This window comes from Mesorhizobium onobrychidis (assembly GCF_024707545.1).
Lineage (GTDB): Bacteria > Pseudomonadota > Alphaproteobacteria > Rhizobiales > Rhizobiaceae > Mesorhizobium > Mesorhizobium onobrychidis.
Genome location: NZ_CP062229.1, coordinates 5,123,550 through 5,145,894, shown reverse-complemented (window position 1 = coordinate 5,145,894; position 22,345 = coordinate 5,123,550). Strand labels below are relative to the sequence as shown.

The 22,345-nt window shown below is 62.4% G+C and carries 24 protein-coding genes; 16 read left to right on the top strand and 8 right to left on the bottom strand.

Annotation, left to right across the window (positions count from 1 at the left end):
• Nucleotides 1–353: 353 nt before the first annotated feature.
• From IHQ72_RS25560 to IHQ72_RS25540, 5 genes are all read left to right on the top strand, one after another.
• Nucleotides 354–1,382: an amino acid ABC transporter substrate-binding protein gene (locus IHQ72_RS25560; protein WP_258118079.1), complete on the top strand. Its 1,029-nt coding sequence runs from the start codon at nucleotides 354–356 to the stop codon at nucleotides 1,380–1,382.
• Between the two features lie 63 nt (nucleotides 1,383–1,445).
• Nucleotides 1,446–2,633: an amino acid ABC transporter permease gene (locus tag IHQ72_RS25555; protein WP_258118078.1), complete on the top strand. Its 1,188-nt coding sequence runs from the start codon at nucleotides 1,446–1,448 to the stop codon at nucleotides 2,631–2,633.
• A 4-nt stretch (nucleotides 2,634–2,637) separates the two neighbouring features.
• A complete protein-coding gene (locus IHQ72_RS25550; RefSeq protein ID WP_258118077.1) occupies nucleotides 2,638–3,795 on the top strand; it encodes an amino acid ABC transporter permease in 1,158 nt (385 codons plus the stop codon).
• A 75-nt stretch (nucleotides 3,796–3,870) separates the two neighbouring features.
• Nucleotides 3,871–4,620: an amino acid ABC transporter ATP-binding protein gene (locus tag IHQ72_RS25545; RefSeq protein WP_258123929.1), complete on the top strand. Its 750-nt coding sequence runs from the start codon at nucleotides 3,871–3,873 to the stop codon at nucleotides 4,618–4,620.
• A gap of 103 nt (nucleotides 4,621–4,723) precedes the next feature.
• Entirely contained in the window at nucleotides 4,724–5,407 is a 684-nt protein-coding gene (locus IHQ72_RS25540; protein WP_258118076.1) for a TIGR02117 family protein, read from the top strand.
• Between the two features lie 212 nt (nucleotides 5,408–5,619).
• On the opposite strand, the gene IHQ72_RS25535 is transcribed toward IHQ72_RS25540, so the two are convergent.
• Both IHQ72_RS25535 and IHQ72_RS25530 read right to left on the bottom strand, forming a co-directional pair.
• Entirely contained in the window at nucleotides 5,620–6,849 is a 1,230-nt protein-coding gene (locus tag IHQ72_RS25535; RefSeq protein ID WP_258118075.1) for an FAD-dependent monooxygenase, read from the bottom strand.
• A gap of 16 nt (nucleotides 6,850–6,865) precedes the next feature.
• Nucleotides 6,866–7,111, bottom strand: a complete 246-nt coding sequence (locus IHQ72_RS25530; protein ID WP_095490861.1) for a zinc-finger domain-containing protein — start codon at nucleotides 7,109–7,111, stop codon at nucleotides 6,866–6,868.
• A 317-nt stretch (nucleotides 7,112–7,428) separates the two neighbouring features.
• Between IHQ72_RS25530 and IHQ72_RS25525 the strand changes: the two genes are divergently transcribed.
• Nucleotides 7,429–9,630, top strand: coding sequence for an RNA degradosome polyphosphate kinase (locus tag IHQ72_RS25525; RefSeq protein ID WP_258118074.1), 2,202 nt, complete (start codon nucleotides 7,429–7,431; stop codon nucleotides 9,628–9,630).
• Entirely contained in the window at nucleotides 9,630–11,165 is a 1,536-nt protein-coding gene (gene ppx / locus IHQ72_RS25520) for an exopolyphosphatase (protein ID WP_258118073.1), read from the top strand. Before IHQ72_RS25525 ends, ppx begins: the two co-directional genes overlap by 1 nt.
• A 669-nt stretch (nucleotides 11,166–11,834) precedes the next feature.
• Here ppx and IHQ72_RS25515 read toward each other — a convergent pair.
• The 4 genes from IHQ72_RS25515 to IHQ72_RS25500 form a co-directional block, all read right to left on the bottom strand.
• Entirely contained in the window at nucleotides 11,835–12,248 is a 414-nt protein-coding gene (locus IHQ72_RS25515) for a DoxX family protein (protein WP_258118072.1), read from the bottom strand.
• A gap of 171 nt (nucleotides 12,249–12,419) precedes the next feature.
• A complete protein-coding gene (locus IHQ72_RS25510) occupies nucleotides 12,420–12,842 on the bottom strand; it encodes a DoxX family protein (protein WP_029354237.1) in 423 nt (140 codons plus the stop codon).
• A gap of 124 nt (nucleotides 12,843–12,966) precedes the next feature.
• Nucleotides 12,967–14,364: a class II fumarate hydratase gene (gene fumC, locus IHQ72_RS25505; protein ID WP_258118071.1), complete on the bottom strand. Its 1,398-nt coding sequence runs from the start codon at nucleotides 14,362–14,364 to the stop codon at nucleotides 12,967–12,969.
• Between the two features lie 259 nt (nucleotides 14,365–14,623).
• Nucleotides 14,624–15,394, bottom strand: coding sequence for an NIPSNAP family protein (locus IHQ72_RS25500; protein ID WP_258118067.1), 771 nt, complete (start codon nucleotides 15,392–15,394; stop codon nucleotides 14,624–14,626).
• A 94-nt stretch (nucleotides 15,395–15,488) separates the two neighbouring features.
• Between IHQ72_RS25500 and IHQ72_RS25495 the strand changes: the two genes are divergently transcribed.
• Nucleotides 15,489–16,175, top strand: coding sequence for a TetR/AcrR family transcriptional regulator (locus tag IHQ72_RS25495; RefSeq protein WP_258118066.1), 687 nt, complete (start codon nucleotides 15,489–15,491; stop codon nucleotides 16,173–16,175).
• Between the two features lie 36 nt (nucleotides 16,176–16,211).
• Here the strand turns inward: IHQ72_RS25495 and IHQ72_RS25490 are convergent, their stop codons facing one another.
• Nucleotides 16,212–16,799, bottom strand: a complete 588-nt coding sequence (locus IHQ72_RS25490) for a hypothetical protein (RefSeq protein WP_258118065.1) — start codon at nucleotides 16,797–16,799, stop codon at nucleotides 16,212–16,214.
• 127 nt (nucleotides 16,800–16,926) lie between these two features.
• On the opposite strand from IHQ72_RS25490, the gene IHQ72_RS25485 reads away from it, so the two are divergent.
• Complete coding sequence (locus tag IHQ72_RS25485) at nucleotides 16,927–18,057, top strand: metallophosphoesterase (RefSeq protein WP_258118064.1); 1,131 nt, start codon at nucleotides 16,927–16,929, stop codon at nucleotides 18,055–18,057.
• Between the two features lie 74 nt (nucleotides 18,058–18,131).
• Here the strand turns inward: IHQ72_RS25485 and IHQ72_RS25480 are convergent, their stop codons facing one another.
• Entirely contained in the window at nucleotides 18,132–18,311 is a 180-nt protein-coding gene (locus IHQ72_RS25480; protein WP_258118063.1) for a CsbD family protein, read from the bottom strand.
• A gap of 166 nt (nucleotides 18,312–18,477) precedes the next feature.
• On the opposite strand from IHQ72_RS25480, the gene IHQ72_RS25475 reads away from it, so the two are divergent.
• The 7 genes from IHQ72_RS25475 to IHQ72_RS25445 all read left to right on the top strand — a co-directional run bounded on the left by IHQ72_RS25475 (nucleotide 18,478) and on the right by IHQ72_RS25445 (nucleotide 22,267).
• Nucleotides 18,478–19,131 (top strand): glutathione S-transferase family protein, encoded by a 654-nt coding sequence (locus IHQ72_RS25475; RefSeq protein WP_258118062.1) that lies wholly within the window; start codon nucleotides 18,478–18,480, stop codon nucleotides 19,129–19,131.
• Between the two features lie 511 nt (nucleotides 19,132–19,642).
• Nucleotides 19,643–19,852, top strand: a complete 210-nt coding sequence (locus IHQ72_RS25470; protein ID WP_010915421.1) for a cold-shock protein — start codon at nucleotides 19,643–19,645, stop codon at nucleotides 19,850–19,852.
• 344 nt (nucleotides 19,853–20,196) lie between these two features.
• Nucleotides 20,197–20,424, top strand: coding sequence for a hypothetical protein (locus IHQ72_RS25465; RefSeq protein WP_123150923.1), 228 nt, complete (start codon nucleotides 20,197–20,199; stop codon nucleotides 20,422–20,424).
• On the top strand, nucleotides 20,424–20,831 hold the full coding sequence (locus tag IHQ72_RS25460) for a hypothetical protein (RefSeq protein WP_258118061.1): 408 nt from the start codon (nucleotides 20,424–20,426) through the stop codon (nucleotides 20,829–20,831). The genes IHQ72_RS25465 and IHQ72_RS25460 overlap by 1 nt, the downstream gene beginning before the upstream one ends.
• Nucleotide 20,832: 1 nt before the next feature.
• Nucleotides 20,833–21,000 carry a hypothetical protein gene (locus IHQ72_RS25455; protein WP_258118060.1) on the top strand — a complete coding sequence of 56 codons (168 nt, stop codon included), beginning with the start codon at nucleotides 20,833–20,835 and terminating at the stop codon, nucleotides 20,998–21,000.
• 53 nt (nucleotides 21,001–21,053) lie between these two features.
• Nucleotides 21,054–21,395, top strand: coding sequence for a YkgJ family cysteine cluster protein (locus IHQ72_RS25450; protein ID WP_258118059.1), 342 nt, complete (start codon nucleotides 21,054–21,056; stop codon nucleotides 21,393–21,395).
• 260 nt (nucleotides 21,396–21,655) lie between these two features.
• Nucleotides 21,656–22,267: a LysE family translocator gene (locus tag IHQ72_RS25445; RefSeq protein WP_258118058.1), complete on the top strand. Its 612-nt coding sequence runs from the start codon at nucleotides 21,656–21,658 to the stop codon at nucleotides 22,265–22,267.
• Nucleotides 22,268–22,345: the final 78 nt, after the last annotated feature.

Genomic DNA, 22,345 nt, shown 5'->3' with positions numbered 1-22,345 from the left:
TGCCAATTCATCCCATGACAAGTCAGTCATGCGCGGTAAATCCGAGGGGCGGGTTTGCCGGCGCAGCCCCGATTTGCGTTGACCGGGCTTTGCCGGCTTTGTTCGCACTGCTGGCTAATTTCCAGGCGCGTTTGTCTGCAATACAGGCATTTGCGGCAATTGGTTTTCAAACTGTTTCGGTTTCGGTCATTTTCCTTGACCTCACTGGAATAATCGCCTTCGATGCAGTTCGTGAATGGGAGGCAGCGCGTCGGTTGCGATGCGGGGTTCCGGGAATGGGCCGGAACGGGAAGCTGCGTTCACACGGAAAAAAGTCAGGTTCGCCTGAAAAAACAGAAAAGGGTCTGTGGGTTATGAAACACATTGCAATCGGCATTCTGGGCGCCGCCGCGCTTGGATTGGTGGCTTCGGCCGCGTCGGCGGCCACGCTCGACGACGTCAAGGCCAAGGGCTTCATCCAATGCGGCGTCTCGACCGGTCTGGCCGGCTTCTCGGCGCCGGACGACAAGGGCGACTGGCAAGGCATCGATGCGGATTTCTGCCGCGCTGTTGCGGCCGCCGTTTTCGGCGATGGCACCAAGGTCAAGTTCACGCCGCTCAGCGCCAAGGAACGCTTCACCGCACTGCAGTCAGGCGAGATCGACCTCCTGTCGCGCAACACCACCTGGACCATCAACCGCGATACGGCGCTTGGCCTGAACTTCGTCGGTGTCACCTACTATGACGGCCAGGGCTTCATGATCAACGCCAAGAAACTGCCGGGCGTGAATTCCGCGCTGCAGCTTTCGGGCGCGGCGGTCTGCGTGCAGAGTGGCACCACAACCGAACTCAACCTTGCCGACTATTTCAAGTCGAACAAGATGGAATACAACCCGGTCGTCTTCGAAAAGCTGGAAGAGGTCAACGCCGCCTATGACGCCGGCCGCTGCGACGTCTACACCACCGACCAGTCCGGCCTCTACGGCATCCGCCTGACGCTCGGCGCACCCGCCGACCACGTCGTGCTGCCCGAGATCATCTCCAAGGAACCGCTCGGACCGGCCGTGCGCCAGGGCGACGACCAATGGTACCACATCGTCAAGTGGACCTATTTCGCGTTGTTGCAGGCAGAGGAACTCGGCATCACCAAGGCCAATGTCGAGGAGATGAAGACCTCGGACAATCCCGAGATCAAGCGCGTGCTCGGCCAGGAAGCTGATACCAAGATCGGCACCGATCTTGGCGTCTCCAACGACTGGGTCGTCAACATCGTCAAGGCCGTCGGCAATTACGGCGAACTGTTTGAACGCAATGTCGGTTCGGGCAGCCCGCTGAAGATCGCGCGCGGCATCAACGCGCTGTGGACCAAGGGCGGCCTGCAATACGCTCCGCCGATCCGCTGATCGAAATGTGATCCGGAAGGCAGCGTTCCTGCCTTCCGGTTTCTCTTTCCAGGGGATGGTCGAATGGCATCGCAGGAAATTCTTCGCGAGGAGCCAAGCCGCGGCTCCTTCATCAACGATCCGAAGGTCCGCGGCATATTTTTCCAGGCGGTGGTCGTCATCGTGCTGGGGGCGTTGGTCTGGTGGATCGTCCAAAACACCATCGACAATCTGACGCGCCTGCACATTGCATCAGGCTTCGGCTTCCTCAGGGGCCGCGCCGGCTTCGACATCAGTGACAGCGCCATCGCCTATTCGTCGGATTCGACCTATGGCCGCGCCATTGTGGTCGGCTTCATCAACACGCTCATCGTTGCCGCCGCCGGCATCATCACCGCCACCATCATCGGCTTCATCCTCGGCATCGGCCGGCTTTCGCACAACTGGCTGATCCGCAAGATCTGCATGGTCTATGTCGAGGTCTTCCGCAACATTCCGCCGCTGCTGGTTATCTTCTTCTGGTATTCCGGCGTGCTTGCCGTGCTTCCCATACCGCGCGAGAGCATCAACCTGCCGTTCGGCTCCTTCCTCAACCAGCGCGGCTTCTATTTTCCGCGCGCCGTCTGGGGCGACGGCTCCTGGTTGATCTTCGTCGCTTTGCTTGTCGGCATCGCCATGGCGTGGTTCGTTGCCCGCAAGGCGCGTCAGCGGCAGATGGCGACCGGCCAGCAATTCCCGGTGTTCTGGACGTCAGCGGCGCTGATCGTCGGCCTGCCGTTGCTTGCCTATGCGCTGAGCGGCTTCCCGCTGAGCTTCGACTATCCAAAGCAATCGACCTTCAACCTGACTGGCGGCTTCCAGGTCAAGCCGGAGTTCCTGTCGCTCTATTTGGCGCTGTCCTGCTATACTGCGGCCTTCATCGCCGAAATCGTGCGGGCCGGCATCATGGGCGTCAGCAAGGGCCAGAGCGAAGCAGCCGGTGCGCTGGGTCTGCGTCCAGGATCGATCCTGCGGCTTGTGGTTGTTCCGCAAGCCATGCGCATCATCATTCCGCCATTGACCAGCCAGTATCTGAACCTGACCAAGAACTCTTCGCTCGCCATCGCCATCGGTTATCCGGATCTGACGGCGACAGCCGGCACGGTGCTGAACCAGACCGGCCAGGCGATCGAGTGCGTGCTGATCATGATGGTGGTCTATCTCGTGCTCAGCCTGCTGACCTCGGCGGTGATGAACGTAGTCAACGCCAGGATGGCGCTGGTGGAGAGGTAGCGACATGCAGGAACACGATACCTCCTGGGTTCGGACCGAAATGGCGCTGTCGCAACAGGCGCCCGCCGGCGTGCGCGGTCTGGGGGCCTGGATCCGCAAGAACCTGATCGCGTCGACCGGCGACACCATCCTGACCATCGTCGGCATCGTACTGGTCGCGATGATCCTGCCGCAGATTATCAATTGGGCCTTCATCAACGCCCAGTGGACGGGGCCGGACCGCACCGTCTGCGCCACGGTGGCGCAGGGCGGCATCCAGCCGGACGGCTGGTCCGGCGCCTGCTGGGCCTTCGTCAACGCCAAGTTCGGCCAGTTCATGTTCGGCCGCTATCCGATCGAGGAGCGCTGGCGGCCGATCCTGGTCGCCATCCTGTTCGTGGTGTTGCTGGTGCCGTTGCTCATCCCGCGCGTGCCGCGCAAGGGGTTGAACGCCATCCTGTTCTTCCTGGCACTGCCGATCGTTGCCTTCATCCTGCTGACCGGCGGCGTGTTCGGCCTGCTGCATGTCGAAACTCCGCTGTGGGGCGGCCTGCTGGTGACGCTCAGCCTGTCCTTCGTCGGCATTGCTGTTTCACTGCCGGTCGGCATCGTGCTGGCGCTCGGCCGGCGCTCGAAGATGCCGATCGTCAAGACGCTGTGCGTGGTCTTCATCGAGACGGTGCGCGGCATCCCGCTGATCACCGTTCTGTTCATGGCCAGCGTCATGCTGCCGCTGTTCCTGCCGGCGGGCGTCACCTTCGACAAGTTGCTGCGCGCGCTGATCGGCGTCTCCCTGTTTGCCGCCGCCTACATGGCTGAAGTGGTGCGCGGCGGCCTGCAGGCGATCCCCAAGGGCCAGTATGAAGGCGCCGATTCGCTCGGCCTCGGCTACTGGCAGAAGATGGGCCTGATCGTGCTGCCGCAGGCGCTGAAGCTGGTCATTCCCGGCATCGTCAACACCTTCATCGGCATGTTCAAGGACACCAGCCTTGTCTACATCATCGGCATGTTCGACCTGCTCGGCGTCGTCAAGCTGCACTTTTCCGACGCCAACTGGGCGACGCCGCAGACCGCCAGGTCCGGCCTGGTGTTTGCAGCCTTCGTCTTCTGGCTGTTCTGCTTCGGCATGTCGCGCTATTCGATGTTCACGGAACGCCGGCTCGACACCAGCTACAAACGCTAAAAACAAAAAAGGGAACCTTCCATGGCCACAGAAAATGCCGTCAGCGCGGAAGAGATCAAGGTCAATGCCGCCAAGATGCATATCTCCGACACCGATGTCGCCATCGACATCATCGCCATGCACAAATGGTACGGCGAATTCCATGTGCTGAAGGACATCAATCTGAAGGTGATGCGCGGCGAGCGCATCGTCATTTGCGGCCCTTCGGGCTCCGGCAAATCGACGATGATCCGCTGCATCAACCGGCTGGAAGAGCATCAGAAGGGCAAGATCATCGTTGACGGCAAGGAATTGACCAACGATCTCAAGAAGATCGACGAGGTGCGCCGCGAGGTCGGCATGGTGTTCCAGCATTTCAACCTGTTCCCGCATCTGACCATCTTGGAAAACTGCACGCTGGCACCGATCTGGGTGCGCAAGACGCCGAAGAAGCAGGCCGAGGAGATCGCCATGCACTTCCTCACGCGCGTCAAGATCCCGGAACAGGCCAACAAATATCCCGGCCAGCTTTCCGGCGGCCAGCAGCAGCGCGTCGCCATCGCCCGCTCGCTATGCATGAACCCGCGCATCATGCTGTTCGACGAGCCGACCTCGGCGCTCGATCCGGAAATGATCAAGGAAGTGCTGGAGACGATGGTTGGCCTCGCCGAAGAGGGCATGACCATGCTCTGCGTCACCCACGAGATGGGCTTTGCGCGCAAGGTCGCCAATCGGGTGATCTTCATGGATCAGGGCCAGATCGTCGAGCAGAACACGCCGGCCGAGTTCTTTGACAATCCGCGCCACGAGCGCACAAAACTGTTCCTGTCGCAGATCCTGCACTGATCGCTCTCACGCGAATCAAAAGAGCCCGGCCGAAATCCGGCCGGGCTCTCTTGCGTCTGAGCCGTCAGCAGGCGATTGCGCCCCGATTGCGAGGCCGTCCCTCATGAGAAAGCCGTCCCTCGTGAAAAAGCTTGGGCGTTTTCTCGCCATTCTGGTGGTGGCAATCGTGCTTGCCGTGATGCTGGGCACAGTCATTCCACGGCCGCTCTTGCCGGCGGCCGCGGCCGATCCCGCCGCCACCAGGCACATCCTGGTGCTGAAAAATCCGATCCACACCGATATCGCCATCCCGGTCGATGACGACGTGCGCAAGCGCTTCCATTTCCTGGTCGATGACGGCATTCCGGCCGACATGGCTGGGGTCCGCTACATCGTCTTCGGCTGGGGCGGCCGCGCCTTCTATCTGGAGACGCCGACCTGGTCGGAACTGAAGGTGGTGCCGGTGATGAAGGCGCTGACCCTTGACGCTTCGGTGATGCATGTCGATGTCGCCGGCAACATTGTCGAGCACCCCGACGTCGCCGGCTTCGACATCAGCGAGGAGCGTTTTGCAGCGCTGCTCGACTTCATCGCCGCAAGTTTCCAGCAAGGGCCGAACGGTCCGATCCTGATCGAGAATGCCGCCTATTCCAGGTTCGACCGCTTCTACGAAGCCAACGGCCATTTCAATGCGCTGGTTGGCTGCAACACCTGGACGGCGGCGGCTCTGCGTATCGCCGGCCTGCGGACAGGCTGGTGGAATCCGCTGCCGGCCTCACTCGACCTGTCGATGCGGATTTATAATTGATGGCTCCGGGTAATCAGCGCCTCATTCCGGCGCGCCCCCCTCTGTCCTGCCGGACATCTCCCCCACAAGGAGGGAGATATTCAGTTTCGGCGCTTCGCTTCTCCTGCAACGTTGGAGATTGGCGAAAGCCGCGGTGACGGCCGATCTCCCCCCAAGTGGGGGAGATGTCCGGCAGGACAGAGGGGGGCGCTGTCCGCCAGACGGTCGAGTTTTCATCGCCGATCGACGATTTCCGGCGGCCGCCAGCCATAGAGCCAGTCGAGATCGGCCGCGAGCTTTTCCGGCGAGCGCAGCTTCAGGAACAGGTTGCGCGCGACGGCCACCGGTCCCGCTGCATGCCAGGCGAGGCGGTTGACGGCACCGCGGCGGGCGACCTTGGCGATGCGCGGGCGCCGCACCTTTTCCCAGGCGGCAAGCGCGCTCCCGGGATCGGCAGGCGAGGCGGCGACAAAGCCGGCAAGGGTTGCGGCATCCTCGATCGCCATCGCTGCGCCCTGCGCCGCAAACGGCGTCATCGCATGCGCCGCGTCGCCGATCAGGGCGATGCCGGCGGGCGTCGTCCATGGCTGTCCTTGGTCGACCGTATGGATCGGCCATGCGGTCCACGGGCCGGCATCCTCGGCAAGCCGGGCCAGTGCTGCCGCCGTGCCACGCATGGCGGCGGCGAGGATATTGGGGTCGGCGTGGCCCGACCAGCCCTCGGCGATGATCTCGCCCCTGGTGAAGGCGGCCAGGTTGAACGCCGTGCCGTTACTGACCGGATAGGTGACGAGGTGGAAGCCGGGATGCAGGAAGGTGGTCACGCAATTGGCGGCGCCGACCGCCGCAACGGCTTCTCCCGCGACGCTGTCTGCACTGATCGTAGCGCGCCAGGCAAGCTCGCCCGAAAACCGGCTTTTGGCCGGAAGCCCGCCAAAAGCGCGGATCGCCGACCAGACGCCGTCGGCGCCGATCAGCAGAAAGCCGTCGGCTTCTACCGTCTTGCCGGCAATCTCGACTGTTGCCGTGGTATGGCGCGGTCCTGTGGCGACGCCCCTGACGCGCGCGCCGGTGGCGAGACTGATGTCCGGCTGCTCGGCAAGGCGCGCCATCAGCGCGTCTTGCAGATCGGCCCGATGAGCGACGAGATAGGGCGCCTGCCAGCGCCTTTCGGCTGCTTCGCCAAGCGGCACCCGCGCCAGCTCGCGCAGCGTGGCCGCCTCCTTGAGCACGACCGCCTCCGGCCGCACCGCCGCCGGCAACAGCCGGTCGAGCACGCCGAGCTGGCGAAGGATGCGCGTTGCGTTGGGTGAGAGCTGGATACCGGCGCCGGCCGCTTCGAGGCGCGGCGCCTGTTCGAACAGCCGCACGAGATAGCCGCGCTCGGAAAACGCCAGCGCTGCAGTCAGTCCAGCGACGCCGGCTCCGGCGATAACGACCTGCCGGGACCGGGTGTCGTCCATCGGGATGGCGTGCGCGTCAGGCGGCCTGTTCGATATAGAGGCATCCCGCAGGCTGCGTTTCCGTCGCCTTCAGCTTTGGCGAATAGCGATAAAGCGTCGAGCAATAGGGGCAGACCTTTTCATTGTCGTCGCCCATGTCGAGAAACACATGCGGGTGGTCGAAAGGCGGGTTGGCGCCGGTGCACATGAATTCCTTGACGCCGATGTCGATCGCCGCATAGCCCGCATCGTTCTGGAAATGGGGAATGGAACCGCCTGCCATCGTCGTCTCCTACATTTGCCGCATGACCCCGGATCATGCGCAAAATCAAAATTCCACCGCATCCTTTGCGCGTCCAAAGGACGCGCCGCGCTGTACCTGGATTGCATCTGGATCATAAGCTGTCTCTTTGCAAGATCGATGAAATCAAACTGTCGTAAAAGCCTGTCACAGGATAAGCTAAGCCGGTTAAGGCATGGTCCGAAAACCGAATTCGGTTTTGCTGGGGATCATGCGTAGCTTAAGTGGTGGGAGCGTCCTTTGCGCGTCCGCAAAGACGCGCGACGCTGTGGCCAGCGGGTGCGAAACGAGCAGGAACCATGAACGAACTAAGGCCGGTGCAGAGCGAATTCACTACTGTCGAGGTGGCGAGCCCCGAGGGCGGCAACCCGGACCGCTTCGTCAACCGCGAGTTTTCCTGGCTGCAATTCAACCGCCGCGTCCTCGAGGAATCGCTGAACGCCAATCACCCGTTGCTCGAGCGTGTCCGCTTCCTGTCGATTTCGGCCGCCAATCTCGACGAGTTCTTCATGGTCCGCGTTGCCGGTCTCGCCGGCCAGGTTCGCGAAGGCATCACGCTGAAGAGCCCGGATGGCCGCACCCCCGAACAACAGCTGGAACAGTTGCTGCGAGAGGTCGAGCGCCTGCAGGAGGACCAGCAGAAGAGCCTTTCCGCGCTGATGCTGCTGCTCGACAAGGAAGGCATCGAGAGCATCAGCCGCGATGCGCTGACCAAGGACGAGAAGACCTGGCTCGAGGATCATTTCCAGGAGCAGGTGTTTCCGGTGCTCACACCGCTTTCGATCGACCCGGCGCATCCGTTCCCGTTCATTCCCAATCTCGGCTTCTCGATGGCCCTGCAACTGCGCCATCGCAGGAATGGCGAAGAGATGAGCGCCCTGTTGCGCCTGCCGGTGGCGCTGAAGCGGTTCATCCGCTTGCCTGACCGCAAGCGTCATGTCCGCTTCATTCCGCTGGAAGAGGCGGTCGGCCTCTATATCAGCAAGCTGTTCCCCGGCTACGAGGTCAAGGGCTCCGGCACGTTCCGCATCATCCGCGACAGTGATATCGAGGTCGAGGAGGAATCCGAGGATCTCGTGCGCCTGTTCGAGACGGCGCTGAAGCGCCGCCGCCGCGGCTCGGTCATCCGCATCGAATTCGATAAGCTGATGCCGGCCGAACTGCGCGAGTTCGTCGCCGGCGAGCTTGGCGTCTCGTCGAGCCGCATCAGCGTGCTCACCGGTCCGCTGGCGCTCAGCCAGATTTCCGAGATCGTCGCCATCGCCCGCGACGATCTCAAGTTCACGCCCTATAATCCGCGCTTTCCCGAGCGCATCCGCGAGCACGGCGGTGACTGTTTCGCCGCCATCCGCGAGAAGGACATCATTGTTCATCACCCCTACGAATCCTTCGACGTGGTGGTGCAGTTCCTGCGCCAGGCAATGGCCGACCCGGAAGTGGTGGCAATCAAGCAGACGCTCTATCGCACTTCGAACGACAGCCCGATCGTGCGCGCTTTGGTCGACGCGGCGGAGGCCGGCAAGTCGGTGACGGCGCTGGTCGAGCTCAAGGCGCGTTTCGACGAGGAAGCCAACATCCGCTGGGCGCGCGACCTCGAGCGCGCCGGCGTTCAGGTCGTATTCGGCTTCCTCGAACTGAAGACCCATGCGAAAATGTCGCTGGTGGTGCGGCGCGAGGACGGCAAGCTGCGCAATTACGTGCATCTCGGCACCGGCAACTACCATCCGGTCACCGCGCGCATCTACACCGACCTGTCCTTCTTCACCACCGCTCCGACGATCGCCCGCGATGTCGCCCAGCTGTTCAATTTCATCACCGGCTACGCCGAGCCGACCGAGGAGATGCGGCTGGCCATCTCGCCGTTCACGCTGCGCAAGCGCATCCTCAAGCACATTTCGGACGAGATTGCCCATGCGCTGGAGGGCAGGCCGGCCGGCATCTGGATGAAGATGAATTCGCTGGTCGACCCGATCATCATCGACGCGCTCTATGACGCCAGCCGCGCCGGCGTCGAGATCGATCTCGTCGTGCGCGGCATCTGCTGCCTGAGGCCCCAGGTGCCGGGCCTGTCGGAAAACATAAGGGTCAAGTCGATCGTCGGCCGATTCCTCGAACACAGCCGCATCTATTGTTTCGGCAACGGCCATGGACTGCCGTCGGACGGGGCGGTCGTCTACATCTCATCGGCCGATTTGATGCCGCGCAATCTCGACCGTCGCGTCGAAACCATGGTGCCGATCACCAATCCAACGGTGCATGAACAAGTCCTCGGTCAGATCATGCTGGGCAATATCATGGACAACCAGCAAAGTTTCGACGTATTGGCTGACGGAACCTCCCGGCGCGCCACGCTTGAGGAGGGCGAGGAACCGTTCAACGCGCAGGAATATTTCATGACCAATCCGAGCCTTTCCGGACGCGGCGATGCGCTGAAATCGCATGCGCCCAAGCGCATCGCGCAGTTCAAGCGCCGCAAGAAAAACGGCGCAGCGACCGGCTGATGATTTCAACGTCCCAGGGCCGGCTTCAGGACCGCCGACCGCTGTCCATCATCGACATCGGGTCGAACTCGATCCGTCTTGTCGTCTATGAGGGGCTGGCGCGCTCGCCGACCACGCTGTTCAACGAAAAGATGCTGGCCGGCCTCGGTCGCGGCATCGTTTCGACCGGAAGGCTCGACCCCGAGGCTGTGACCCGCTCGATGGAAGAATTCCGGCGTTTCCGAGCGCTGTCGGAGCAGGCCGGCGCCGATCGTATGTATGTGCTGGCGACCGCCGCCGCCCGCGAGGCGGTCAACGGCCCCGATTTCATCCACCGCGCCGAAGATGTACTCAAGACCGAGGTCCAGGTGCTGAGCGGGCGCCAGGAAGCCCATTATTCCGCGCTTGGCGTCATTTCCGGCTTCCATCCGGCCGACGGCATCGCCGGCGACCTCGGTGGCGGCAGCCTCGAGCTGGTCGACGTCGATGGCGAGGCAATCGGCGACGGCATCACGCTGCCGCTGGGCGGCCTGCGCCTGCAGGACATGGCCAAGAACTCACTGGCCCAGGCGGGAAAGATAGCGCGCGACGAGCTCGCGAAGGCAAAGCTCCTGAAAGGCGGGCAGGGCAGGCCATTCTATGCGGTCGGCGGCACCTGGCGAAACCTCGCCCGGCTGTACATGGAAATGACCGGCTATCCGCTGAGCGTCATGCATCATTACGAGATCGGCATCGACAGCGCTGCGAACTTCCTCAAGCAGGTCGCCAAGGGCGAGATCGAGAAGGTAAGGGGTATCGAGGGCGTCTCAAAGAACCGCCGCTCGCTGCTGCCTTATGGCGCCATCGTGCTGCAGGAGATCATGGCGGCGATGCAGCCGTCCAAGATCATCGTCTCGGCGCTGGGCGTGCGCGAGGGCTTTCTTTATTCACTGCTCGACAAAGCCGAGCAGAAGGCAGATCCGCTGATCTCGGCCTCGGAGGAACTCGCGCGGCTGCGTTCGCGCTCGGTCACCCACGCGCATGAGCTTGTCGAGTGGACGGGCAACACCTTCGCCGCCTTCGGCATCGAGGAGACCGTCGACGAGGCGCGTTACCGCCAGGCCGCCTGTCTGCTTGCCGACATCGGCTGGCGCGCGCATCCCGAATATCGCGGCAAGCAGTCGCTCAACATCATTGCCCACGCCTCCTTCATCGGCGTCGACCATCCCGGCCGCGCCTTCCTGGCGCTGGCCAACGCCTACCGTCATGAGGGCATCTTCAACGAATCGATTGCGCCGGAAATCAAGGCACTGGCAACGCCGCGTTATATCGAGCGCGCCCGCGTGCTGGCCGCGGTGATGCGCGTCGTCTACCTGTTGACGGCGGCGATGCCGGGCGTCATGCCGCGACTGAAATGGGAGAGGCGCGGCAATGGCGTGCTGGCGCTGGTGCTGCCGGCGTCGCTGGCCGACCTTTACGGCGAGCGGCCGGCCGGCCGGCTGGCACAGCTGGCAAGGGTCACCAACCGCCGGCTGGTGCTGGCGGTCGAGGGCGGGTCTAGCGGTTCGGTGAAATAGGTGCCCGCGCTGTCGCGTCGCGACAGAGGAAAGAGAGGAAAGGCCGTGAAATCCAGGCACGTTCTTCAGCTGTTGGTTGCGGCGATCTTCGTCCTCTTCGCGGGCACCGCCAATGCCCAGACGCTTTACACTCTGTCCGTCGTGGCCAAGGGGACATTCGACCTGGACCGACATTATCCCAAAGGGTCGGGCGTCAGAACGCCCTTCAATTTTCATAGGATGTTGAGAACACCCCAGAACGGGGCGCGCATAAATTACTTTGTATTCAAGCCAAGCACGGACGTTCTCAAATTTATGAAATCGCTGTCGAAGAGCGATTTGTTTTCAAGGCTCGAGCCATGTTCAAGAGGTATTGACCAAGCTCTTTCCTCAGACCATTGGCGGATCGATCAAGCCCATTTTGGGTCGGGCCGATCTGTTACCATACTTGAAGAGACAAGAACTGATCCAGTCAGATGGCTATGTGTACGTCGCCATAGACAGCAACCTTCGAAACTACAGATGAATTTGGATACGAGTGGGTCGCAGTGGCGGTTAAGAAACAGCAGCTTTGTCTGTATGTGGGGGTAGGGCGGATGGGATATGGCAGTTTTGCCTCGCGGCCTATCAATGTAAGCCGTCTCGCAAAGTTCGTCTTCCTGGACACCAAATAAACCGGTGCTGGCCGCCTCAGGCGCGGCCTACAATCATTCGGCCGTCGGTGGAGTATGCCCCGGCGCCTGCCATTGCCAACGCCAGAAAACCGCCAGCGATGGCAATGTCCTTCATCAGCATCTGTGAATGCATGAAGGCCAGCGTCGGATCGTCGCCGCCCTGGCCATAATGGCCGATGAAGGCTGCCGCAATGCAGAAAGCGGCAAGCAGGAGTGCCACGATCTGCGTCTTGAGGCCAACGAGGATGAGCAGTCCAGCGATCAGCTCGAACAGGCCAGTCGCCCAGGCTGTGAGCGTCGGCAGCGGCAGGCCGAGACCGGCAAAATAGCCTGATGTGCCGGCAACGTCGGTAAGCGCGTGAAAGCCGGACGGAACGAATAGGGCGGCGAGCAGAAGACGGGAAAGCAGCAGCAGCGCATTGCGGGGCATTGGTCACCTCCGAGGTCGGCCAGGCCGGTTGGCTTCACTCCGACGTCTCGATCTTAGCAGAAATTCGAGCCAGGCCACTCGGCCCGGCGAATCGAAAGTCTGGTAGACTGACAACGAAAAAGGGACGCGGAAAATTCCGCGCCCCTTGGTGCAAATCGTTCCTGGACCGCTTCAGCCGCGCTTGGCGTCGACCGAATAGGCGCCGGCGCCCGAGGAAGCCAGCACGAGGAAGCCGCCGGCAATCGCCAGGTTCTTCATGAAGCTGATCATCTGCATCTGATCGGCCCAGCCGGTGTGGGCGACCAGTCCCGTGGCGACGGTGAAGATTGCCAGCACCCAGGCGGTGATCCGGGTCTGAAAGCCGATGAGGATGGCAAGACCGCCGAGCAGCTCGATCAGGCCGACGACAATCGCGGTTACGGTCGGCATCGGCAGGCCCATGCTGCCGAAGTAACCGGCGGTGCCGGCGATCGCAGTGAGCTTGCCGAAACCGGAAAGCACGAAGATGACTGAAAGCAGGACGCGGCCAAGCAGTATGGTGGCCGAGGCGTTGGAAACAGTGCCGGAACCGGCAACGGATGTGTTGGTGGACATGGTGGGCTCTCTCCGGAAGGGGTTGTGGTGTCTCCCCCAGATAGATCAGGTCGACTGTTCACCAAAGATGCGGATTTGGTTACAGATCGTTCACCGCGGTAACGTTTTTGCGATCAGCGCAAGATCATCCCGGATGCGTCATGTCCTCCGGCCGTACCAGGCGGTCGTAGTCGGCTTCGCTGACCAGCCCGGTGGCCAGCGCTTCCTCGCGCAAAGTCGTACCGTTCTTGTGCGCGGTCTTGGCGATCTTGGCGGCATTGTCGTAGCCGATGGTCGGCGCCAGTGCCGTCACCAGCATCAGCGAACGGTCGAGGGCGGCCTTGATATTGTCTTCCCGCGCCTCGATGCCGACGACGCAATTGTCGGTGAAGGAAATGGAGGCGTCGGCGAGCAGCTGCACCGACTGCAGGAAATTATAGGCCATCAGCGGGTTGTAGACGTTGAGCTCGAAATGGCCCTGGCTGCCGGCGAAGGTCACAGCCGCATTGTTGCCGAACACCTGGATGCAGACCTGCGTCAACGCCTCGCACTGGGTGGGGTTGACCTTGCCCGGCATGATCGATGAACCCGGCTCGTTTTCCGGCAGCGACAATTCGCCGAGGCCCGAACGCGGGCCGGAGCCGAGCAGACGAATGTCGTTCGCAATCTTGAACAGGGCGGCAGCGCAAGCGTTGATGGCTCCATGCGAGAACACCATGGAATCATGGGCCGCCAGCGCCTCGAACTTGTTCGGCGCGGTGACGAAGCCGATGCCGGTGATCGCGGCGATGCGATCCGCCACTCTCTCGGCAAAGCCGATCGGCGCGTTGAGGCCGGTGCCGACGGCCGTGCCGCCTTGCGCCAGTTCCTGCAGGCCGGGCAGCGTCATCTCGATGCGTTTGATCGAGGAGGCGACCTGCGCGGCATAGCCTGAGAATTCCTGGCCAAGGGTGAGGGGCGTCGCGTCCTGCGTGTGGGTGCGGCCGATCTTGATGATGTGGGCGAAAGCTTTGGTCTTGGCCTCCAGCGCGGCGTGCAAATGCCTGAGCGCCGGCAACAGGTCGTGCACGATTCGCTCGGCGCAGGCGATGTGCATCGCCGTCGGATAGGTGTCGTTCGACGACTGGCTCATATTGACGTGGTCGTTGGGGTGCACCGGTTTCTTCGACCCCATGACGCCGCCCAGCAGCTCGATCGCCCGGTTGGAGATCACCTCGTTGGCGTTCATGTTGGATTGCGTGCCCGAGCCGGTCTGCCAGACGACCAGCGGAAAATGATCGTCGAGCTTGCCGTCGATGACCTCCTGAGAGGCTTCGATGATCGCCTTGCCGATAGCCGGGTCAAGCCGCTTCAGCTCCATATTGGTTTCGGCCGCCGCCCGCTTGACGATGCCAAGCGCGCGAACGATCGACGCCGGCTGCTTTTCCCAGCCGATTTTGAAATTGCCCAGCGAACGCTGCGCCTGCGCGCCCCAGTAACGGTCGGCGGCGACCTCGATGGGACCGAACGTGTCGGTTTCGGTTCTGGTCTCTGGCGCGCTCACATGTCTCTCCGATCTGTCGAATTCGCACCGGCGTATCGCGTTGCACAAATGGCTTCAAGCGGAGATTGCGGGCGGCAAGAATGCAAATCGGTTGAAGGAACGTCTCTTCCTTCTCCCCTTGTGGGAGAAGGTGGATCGGCGCGTAGCGCCGAGCCGTGTTGGACGGAGCGCCGTCGGTGCCAAGCTGGAACACCCCTCATCCGACCGAGCTTCGCTCGGCCACCTTCTCCCACAAGGGGAGGAGGAAGAGGCTCCTCTCTCACCGACCAAGCAGCGATCGTGAGGTTGGAGATAGGCGCAGCGTTTCCGTCGGTCTGGCCAGGCCCGACTGCAATGCCTGCCACTCCGGGGAACTGGCAAGGACTGCCTCGTGGCGGGCATGGACGTCTGTGCTGTCGAAACCCGTGACGCTGATGAAGACATTTTCGCCTGATCGCACCGGCAGGCGGGGAAAGCTGTTTTCGGCATGCTCGGTGACAAACGCAGCAAGTGGCCGCGCGCCAAGTGCCGCCAGGGTGGGAATGGCGTCGGTTTCGAAGCGGCTGGCGAAGTCGGCTTCGGCGCCGGGCCGCAAATGATGAATCTTGATGACAACAATGTCCGACAAGTGATTGTCTCTGCTTGGCCTTTCGCGACCCGGCAAGGCCGCCCGTTGCGATCCCGACAGATCGAGACCGGCGCCCGGCCATGCCGGTTTCAGCAACAGCACGTCGTCGGAGGAAATCATCGTGGCGTTGGCGGCGTCGCGCCAGGCGGCCCAGACGGGGCCCTCATAGAAGGCGGTCAGTGCATTTTTCCGCGCGACCATGCCGTCGAAGCCGCGCAGCCAGACGAACATGTCAGGCCGGTCGAGATTACAGAACTGGCCGATGATGGTCATGTCAGCTGCTTCCTGCCCTTTGATCAGGTGACTGTCGAAGATGCCGATCAGCGTCTCCCGCCGGCCGGGTTTCAGCGTGTACTGCCTGAGCTCGACGACCGGCGAGGCGTCGAGGCTGGATTTCGACGGGGCATTCAGGGGCAGGTTCATCGCTCGATCTCCAAAACAGGGTATTCATCCTGTTTTAAAACAGACCGGTTGTCCTGTTTTGTCAATCTGCTATCGTGTGAAAATGTCAGCAGAGATGACCGCTCGCCCAAAGGTGCGGCCCGGGAAACGCACCAACGACCCGGAAGGCCTGCGCAAACGCGTGCTCGATGTCGCCGAAGCCTCGTTTCAGGCGCGCGGCTACCACGCTTCCAGCCTCGGCGACCTGATGGCGGCGGCAGGCGTCACCGGCGGCGCACTGCATCATCATTTCCCGACCAAGAAGGCGCTGGCGCTGGCGGTGATCGAGGAGCGGGTCGCCGCGGCCGTCGAAGCAACATGGATCGCGCCGGTGCAGGCGGCAGGCTCGGCGCGCGTGGGCGTGCGCAGCGTGTTCGAGGCCGTGGCGGCGGAGCTGGAGCAACAGGGTTTCGTGCGCGGCTGCCCGCTCAACAACCTGGCGCATGAATTGTCGCTCGCCGATCCGGATTTTCGCACTGCCCTTGCCGGCATCTTTTCGGCGTGGCGCCAGGCGATCGCCGACAAGGTCAGGGCTGACCAGCAAGCGGGCAGGGACCAGGACACCGATCCGCAACGCTTCGCCGCGCTTGCGGTCGCCACCTATTCCGGCGCCATGTCGATGGCCAAGACGGCGCAGGATTCTGGCGTGCTGCGCGATTGCCTGAACGCGCTGGAGCAGGGAACTTCCCCAGCTTCGTCATCCAAGGGCGAAGCAGTTGCGAAGCGACGTCGCAGGGTGCTGCGGCAGTACAAAGCCTTTTGATGCCGGAGCGCCAGTCGCCCTCTGCCCTGCCGGGACTTAATTCGGCAGCGGTTTGATGACCTCGTAGCCGACCACGCTTTCGGCGTTGGTGCCCTCGTCATAGCGCCTGGCCAGAACGGCCTGCAGGTCGGGCGCGTAGAGCGCGGTGAATTCATCCTGCGTCTTGCCGGCCTCGTTCTTGATCGTCTGCCTGACGGCGAGCACATTGTATTTGCAGTCGCCCAGGCTGAAGGTCTCCTTGCCCTTGACGTTGATCTCGAGCGTCTCGGTGCCCTTCGGCTGCTTGTTTGCTGCGAGGCGGACGAACACGGTCTTGCTTTTCGCCCCGGCCTTGAGCGGAAACAGCTTTCTGAGATCGGAAAATGGGATCATCGCAAGCTGACCGGTCTCGCTGTCGCGAAACACCTCGATCAAGCCGCCGAACAGAAACTGCGTCTGCGGCGATTGGGATTGGTATTCGTTGGCAACCGACACCATTCCAGCCGCCGCCGGTCGAAACTCGCTGTGGATGCCGGGCCTTTCGAGAATGAAGCCGGCCTTGGCAGCCTTGGCGTCAACGCACTCGGCACCATGAGCGGCGCTCGCCAGGATGGTGAGTGCCGTGCCGATGGATATAGTCTTCATAGCGTCCTCGTCTGCCCGCGCAAGTTGAGTCCTGACACTGAAAGCAATGCCAGACCTGCGGGGCCGTGTCGACATACCGTTCGAGGGAACTGGACAAAGAGGCGCCGGCTGTGCTGAATTTCGCGCCATGAATCGCATCTCGGCAGGATCACTCTCCCGGCGCAGCTTCCTGGCGCAGGCGGCGGGATTTGCTGCGGCCGGCGCCCTTGCGCGACCGGCGCTCGGACAGACCGGGCAGCGCGTTCCGGTCGTCGACGCCACCTTCCTGTTCGTCGCCGATGTCCATGCCTGCCGCATGGCCAGCGGGCTGAGCCCCAATTGTCAGCAGGAAGGCAAGACCGACGCCGCCTTGCTGCGCAGCGTCGCCGCGTTGAACGGTGTTGGCGAGAAGGAGTGGCCGGCCGAAATCAACGGCATCGCCACCGGCCTGCGCTCGGCCGGCAGCCGTATCGGCACGCCGCTCGGCCTCGTCGTCGGCGGCGACATGACCGACGACGGCGGCGGCCAGGTCACCCAGCCCAGCGAAGGCACGCAGCTGCTCCAGTTCAGCCAGCGTTACCAGCAGGGCGTCGGCCCCGATCGCGTGCATGTGCCGGTCTATCTCGGGCTCGGCAACCATGATCTCGACCAGAACGGTCCGCCGAACCACGTCGACTGGTATCGCCGCGAAATGCGCGATTATGTCGAGGTCAACCATCGTGCCGGCGTGTTCTTCAAGCCGCCGGTGCCGGTAACCGACTACGATGTCGACACCGACTGCTACTCATGGGACTGGGGCGGCCTGCATCTCGTCCAGACGCATCGTTTTCCCGGCGACACCGGCCACGGTGCGGTCTCCGGCCTGCCATGGCTGAAGCAGGATTTGGCGGCCCACGCGGCGGACGGCCGCCCCGTCATCCTGTTCCAGCACTATGGCTGGGATGTTTTCTCGGTCGAACGGTGGGATGCCGCCAAAGGAACCTTCGACGATGACGGCACTGGTGCGCCGCACTGGTGGAGCGAGGCGGACCGGCAGGCGCTGCTGGCGGCGCTGAAGGGCTACAACGCCATCGGCATCTTCCATGGCCACCAGCACGAGACACCGATGATCTACCGTAGCGATGGGCTCGATCTGTTCAAGCCGAAGGCCGCCTATATGGGCGGCTTCGCGCTGATGCGGGTGACCAGCGACAGCATGGACGTGGTGCTTGGCGAAGCCATCGGTGACCATGGCGAGATCGCCTTCACCAACGCTTTCTCCAAGAGCCTGAACTTGTAACGGCAGCAACCGAAAGCAAACAAAAGGCGGCCTAAGCCGCTTTCCTCATCGCCGTTGAAACGGCAGCGCAGGGATCAGAGCACCTTCCTGAGCTTGTCCTTCATGTCGCCATAGGCCTTCTGCATTTTGCCGGCGATCTTATCCGCCGCGCCTTCAGCCTGGACGCGCCTGTTGCCGGTGGCCTTGCCGGCGGCCTTCTTCACCGAACCTTTGAGCTGCTTGGCTAGGCCCACAACCTCATCCCTGTTCACCATGGCCGCATCTCCTGCCTAGGTTCACTCGCCCAAAAACGGGGCATCAAAACAAACGGGGCAGGCGCGGCTTCGGTTCCAGGCTCGGCCGGTCGAGCGGAATAGCTTCCGGCGGCGAGGCGGACAGGATAGGGTGCGCCCGAACGCGCCAGCAAGGCTGGGAGGGACAATGGCTGAACTCACGCTCTTTATCGGCAACAAATGCTTTTCGTCCTGGTCGCTCAGGCCATGGGTGGCGATGAAGCATCTGGAGATCCCATTCGAGGAAGGCTTCGTGCGCCTGCGCACGCCCGAGACATCAGCCAATCTGGCCAAAGTGTCGCCGACCGGCCAGGTACCGGTGTTGATTCACAATGGCAGGATTGTCTGGGAAACCCTTGCCATTCTTGAATATCTCGCCGACCTGTTCCCGGAAAAGAAGCTGTGGCCGACCGATATCGGCGCTCGCTCGCTGGCCCGTTCGGCGGCGACCGAGATGCATTCCGGCTTTCGTGAGGTCCGCTATGGCTGGCCGATGAACCTGCGGAGGCCGAAGGGCCACAAGCCGCTCGACGCCGAAGGCGAGGCGCAGCGGGCGCGCATCGAGGCACTGTGGCGGGAATGCCGGGAAAAATACGGCAAGGGTGGACCGTTCCTGTTCGGCCACTTCACCGCGGCGGATGCTATGTATGCGCCGGTCGTTACCCGCTTCGACACCTATGGCGGCACGCTGGCGCCGGACACCCGCGCCTATGTCGACGCTATGCTCTCAACATCGGCAATGCGGCACTGGTATGCGGAGGCAGCGAGGGAGACATGGCCGGAGCCCGGCCCTGACGAATAGGGCCTGGTTAGAACGCCGCGTTCGGGGCTGGGCTTCCGCCACGAAATCCTGCCGATGATGATCGCTGTGATGTGAAGCCGGCGCTACGGGCGCCATAAAAGAACGCCCCTCGCACGTTTTATTGCACGGGAGGCGTCCTTTGTGTCAGCCTTCCTAAGATTGCTCTCATGAACTGCTGACGATATCCAAAATGCACGGATGCCAAAATGGTTCCCGGCATGGTGCGATTTTTTTTTAACAGCTGGCGCTGACCCGGTTTCGGCGCCAGATCCGCCATCGGATTGCCTGCGCAACCAGGCTTGCGTCGACCGGTCCGCCGGGCGGCAAAAGCAAAAAATTGACACGACGCCAAAAGAAGTCTAAAAGCATTTCGTCGATATTTGTTTGACCGACTTTTGTTATCCGCGTGTCCAGGCGCGCCTTTGACGAACTTCCCCCATCAAAATCGAGACAAACGCTGTTGTGCATTCGCATGACGGCGAACGAATATTTGCCACGGAAAGGGTTCGTTATGAGCACAGGCACAGTTAAATGGTTCAACGCCACCAAGGGTTTTGGTTTTATTCAGCCTGACGACGGCTCGGCCGACGTTTTTGTCCACATCTCGGCCGTAGAGCGCGCCGGAATGCGCGACATCGTCGAGGGCCAGAAGCTCGGCTACGAGATGGTCCGCGACAACAAGTCGGGCAAGATGTCCGCCGATCAGTTGAAGGCGGCCTAAAACGGAATTCAGCCTCGCCGGTGACCGCGGATGTACCGGCACCGGTGAATGGCGAATTCCGCGCATGACCCGGGAAACATCAGTTTCCGGAAAGGATCATGCGCAGATGAGAAGTGTCAGCGCGTTCAACTGGACGCGCAGCGCTTCAGCGGAGGTCAGGCAATGCCTGACCTTTTGCATTTGGGGCGCCTCAAAAGTTCGAAAAGAGCACCGCGCGTTCGCTTGAACGTGTTAAGGATGCACAGCAATTTGAATCCGACTGCCGTATTGCTTTGTGCGTGGTCCTGGTCGAAAGACCGGTCTCGCCATTTTGCGGCATCATGCTCCGAACCGGGAGAAAGACCTTGACCGCCACCTCAAAGAAATCCCGCGACCAGGCCGAATCCGTCTTCAGCAAGGCCCAGACCCAGTCCATGTCGCTCAACCGAATCATTTCCGAGCAGGATGCCGTCAGCCAGGCCCGGGAAGCCAAGACCGCGCGGCTGCGCGAGCTGCGCCTGGAAAAGGAAGCCGACGATATGGCTGCCGCCGCCGCGCTTGCCGCCGCGCCGAAGCGCGTGGGCAAACGCTGATGGCCACGAAGCGCGTCCCGCAAAAGGCGATCGCCGCCGATTCGACCATCGCCGATGTCGTAGGAGAGCTCGACAAGCCGGTCGAATATGTCCGGCGCGTGCTCGAAAAGCTCGAGCGCTGCAGGCGCGCCCATGGCGATGCCCAGGTCAGGCTCGGCGTGCGTGGCCGCTCCGAATGCCCGAACTATCTGATCGAGTATGTCCGCGAAAATGCCAAGACCCTTGAGCGCGTCACCCATCAGGATGCCGCCTATAGCGGCAGCACGCATCGCGAGCTGGCGCCCCGGCACATCGAGGAGGCCAGGAACTGGTCGCCCGAGGAAATGAACATCACCGCGGTCTCGGCGCTGATCGGCCGCCTTCGCAACCCGAATGCGCCATCATCGCGTTTCTCCGACGAGGATTGATATGGCCATAAAATTTTCCGCCAAGGACCAGCCGGCGGCATCCGCTGCCGCCGCAAAGCCGGCCAAGCCGGCCGCCGCGCCGAAAGCCGACGTTACCGCCGAGGCCGCGACCGATCTGTTCAAGTCGCCGGCGGAAGTGGCGTCGCGCAAGACCAGGAAGAAAAAATAGCGCCTTTGCCGCGAAACGCTGACCTGAATCCTGTTGCGCCAGGGCTGCTTGCCTTGGCGAGCGCCGGAGACTTTTCGCCACTGAGGGAGGGCGCTGGCCCGGTTGGCCTCTTCGATTGCCAGAGCTGCGGCGCCTGCTGTTCCTATTCGGCCGAATGGCCGCGCTTCTCGACCGAAGACGACGCGCAGCTCGACCTGATCCCGCAGAAGTATGTGGCCGCCGACGAATCCGGCATGCGCTGCGACGGCGTGCGCTGCTCGGCGCTTGCCGGCGAGGTCGGCAAGTCGACCACTTGCGGCATTTACGAGGTCCGACCGGACGTCTGCCGCGCCTGCATGCCCGGCGGCGACGATTGCCTGATGGCGCGCAAGGCACATGGGATGCCGACGTTGTAGGGTCTTGCCGTTTTGGAAGCTTGGGTTCCTCGCCCCACGCTAGTGGCCGCGTTGCGGGGGAGAGGTGGCTTTCAGGAAACGCGACCCTTCGAACAAGGTGCTTGAGCGCAGGCTCGCGCTATTTCCCCCTCTCTGTCTCGGCTTCGCCGAGACAGCTCTCCCCCATAAGGATGGGGGCGAGGAACCGCCAATCGCCACGGCTTGCGCGGGGTGCCCTTGCTGGCTAACCTGCCAGCGGGCAGATCACCGGGAGACCATCCGTGAGCATCGAATTCTTGTTGACGTCGCTGATTGTCGTGGCTTCGCCCGGCACCGGCGTTCTCTATACGCTGAGCGCCGGGCTTTCGCGTGGCGCGCGCGCCAGCATCATCGCTGCTTTCGGCTGCACGCTCGGCATCATTCCGCATATGGCGGCCGCCATCACCGGTCTGGCGGCGCTGCTGCACACCAGCGCACTCGCCTTCGAGACGCTGAAATATCTGGGCGTCGCCTACCTGCTCTACATGGCGTGGAACACACTGAAGGAGAGCGGCGGCTTGAACGTCGGGCACGATGTCGCGCCGCGCTCGGCCGGCAAGGTGATCACCTCGGGCATCCTCATCAACATCCTCAACCCGAAGCTGTCGATTTTCTTCTTCGCCTTCCTGCCGCAGTTCGTCAGCACCACCGAACCGCATGCGCTGTCGAAGATGCTGGAGCTCAGCACCGTCTTCATGCTTTTGACCTTCGTCGTCTTTGTCGGCTACGGCATCTTCGCCGCCTCGATCCGCAGCCATGTCGTGTCGAGGCCGATGGTGCTGACCTGGATGCGCCGCACCTTCGCCGGCGCCTTCGTCGCGCTCGGCGCAAAACTGGCGCTGACCGAGCGGTAGCACCCGTTGGCGCTACCCCTTGACGTATCCCATCGCCTCGACGATCTGCCCGTCCGCTACGCGCATCAGATTTGACGC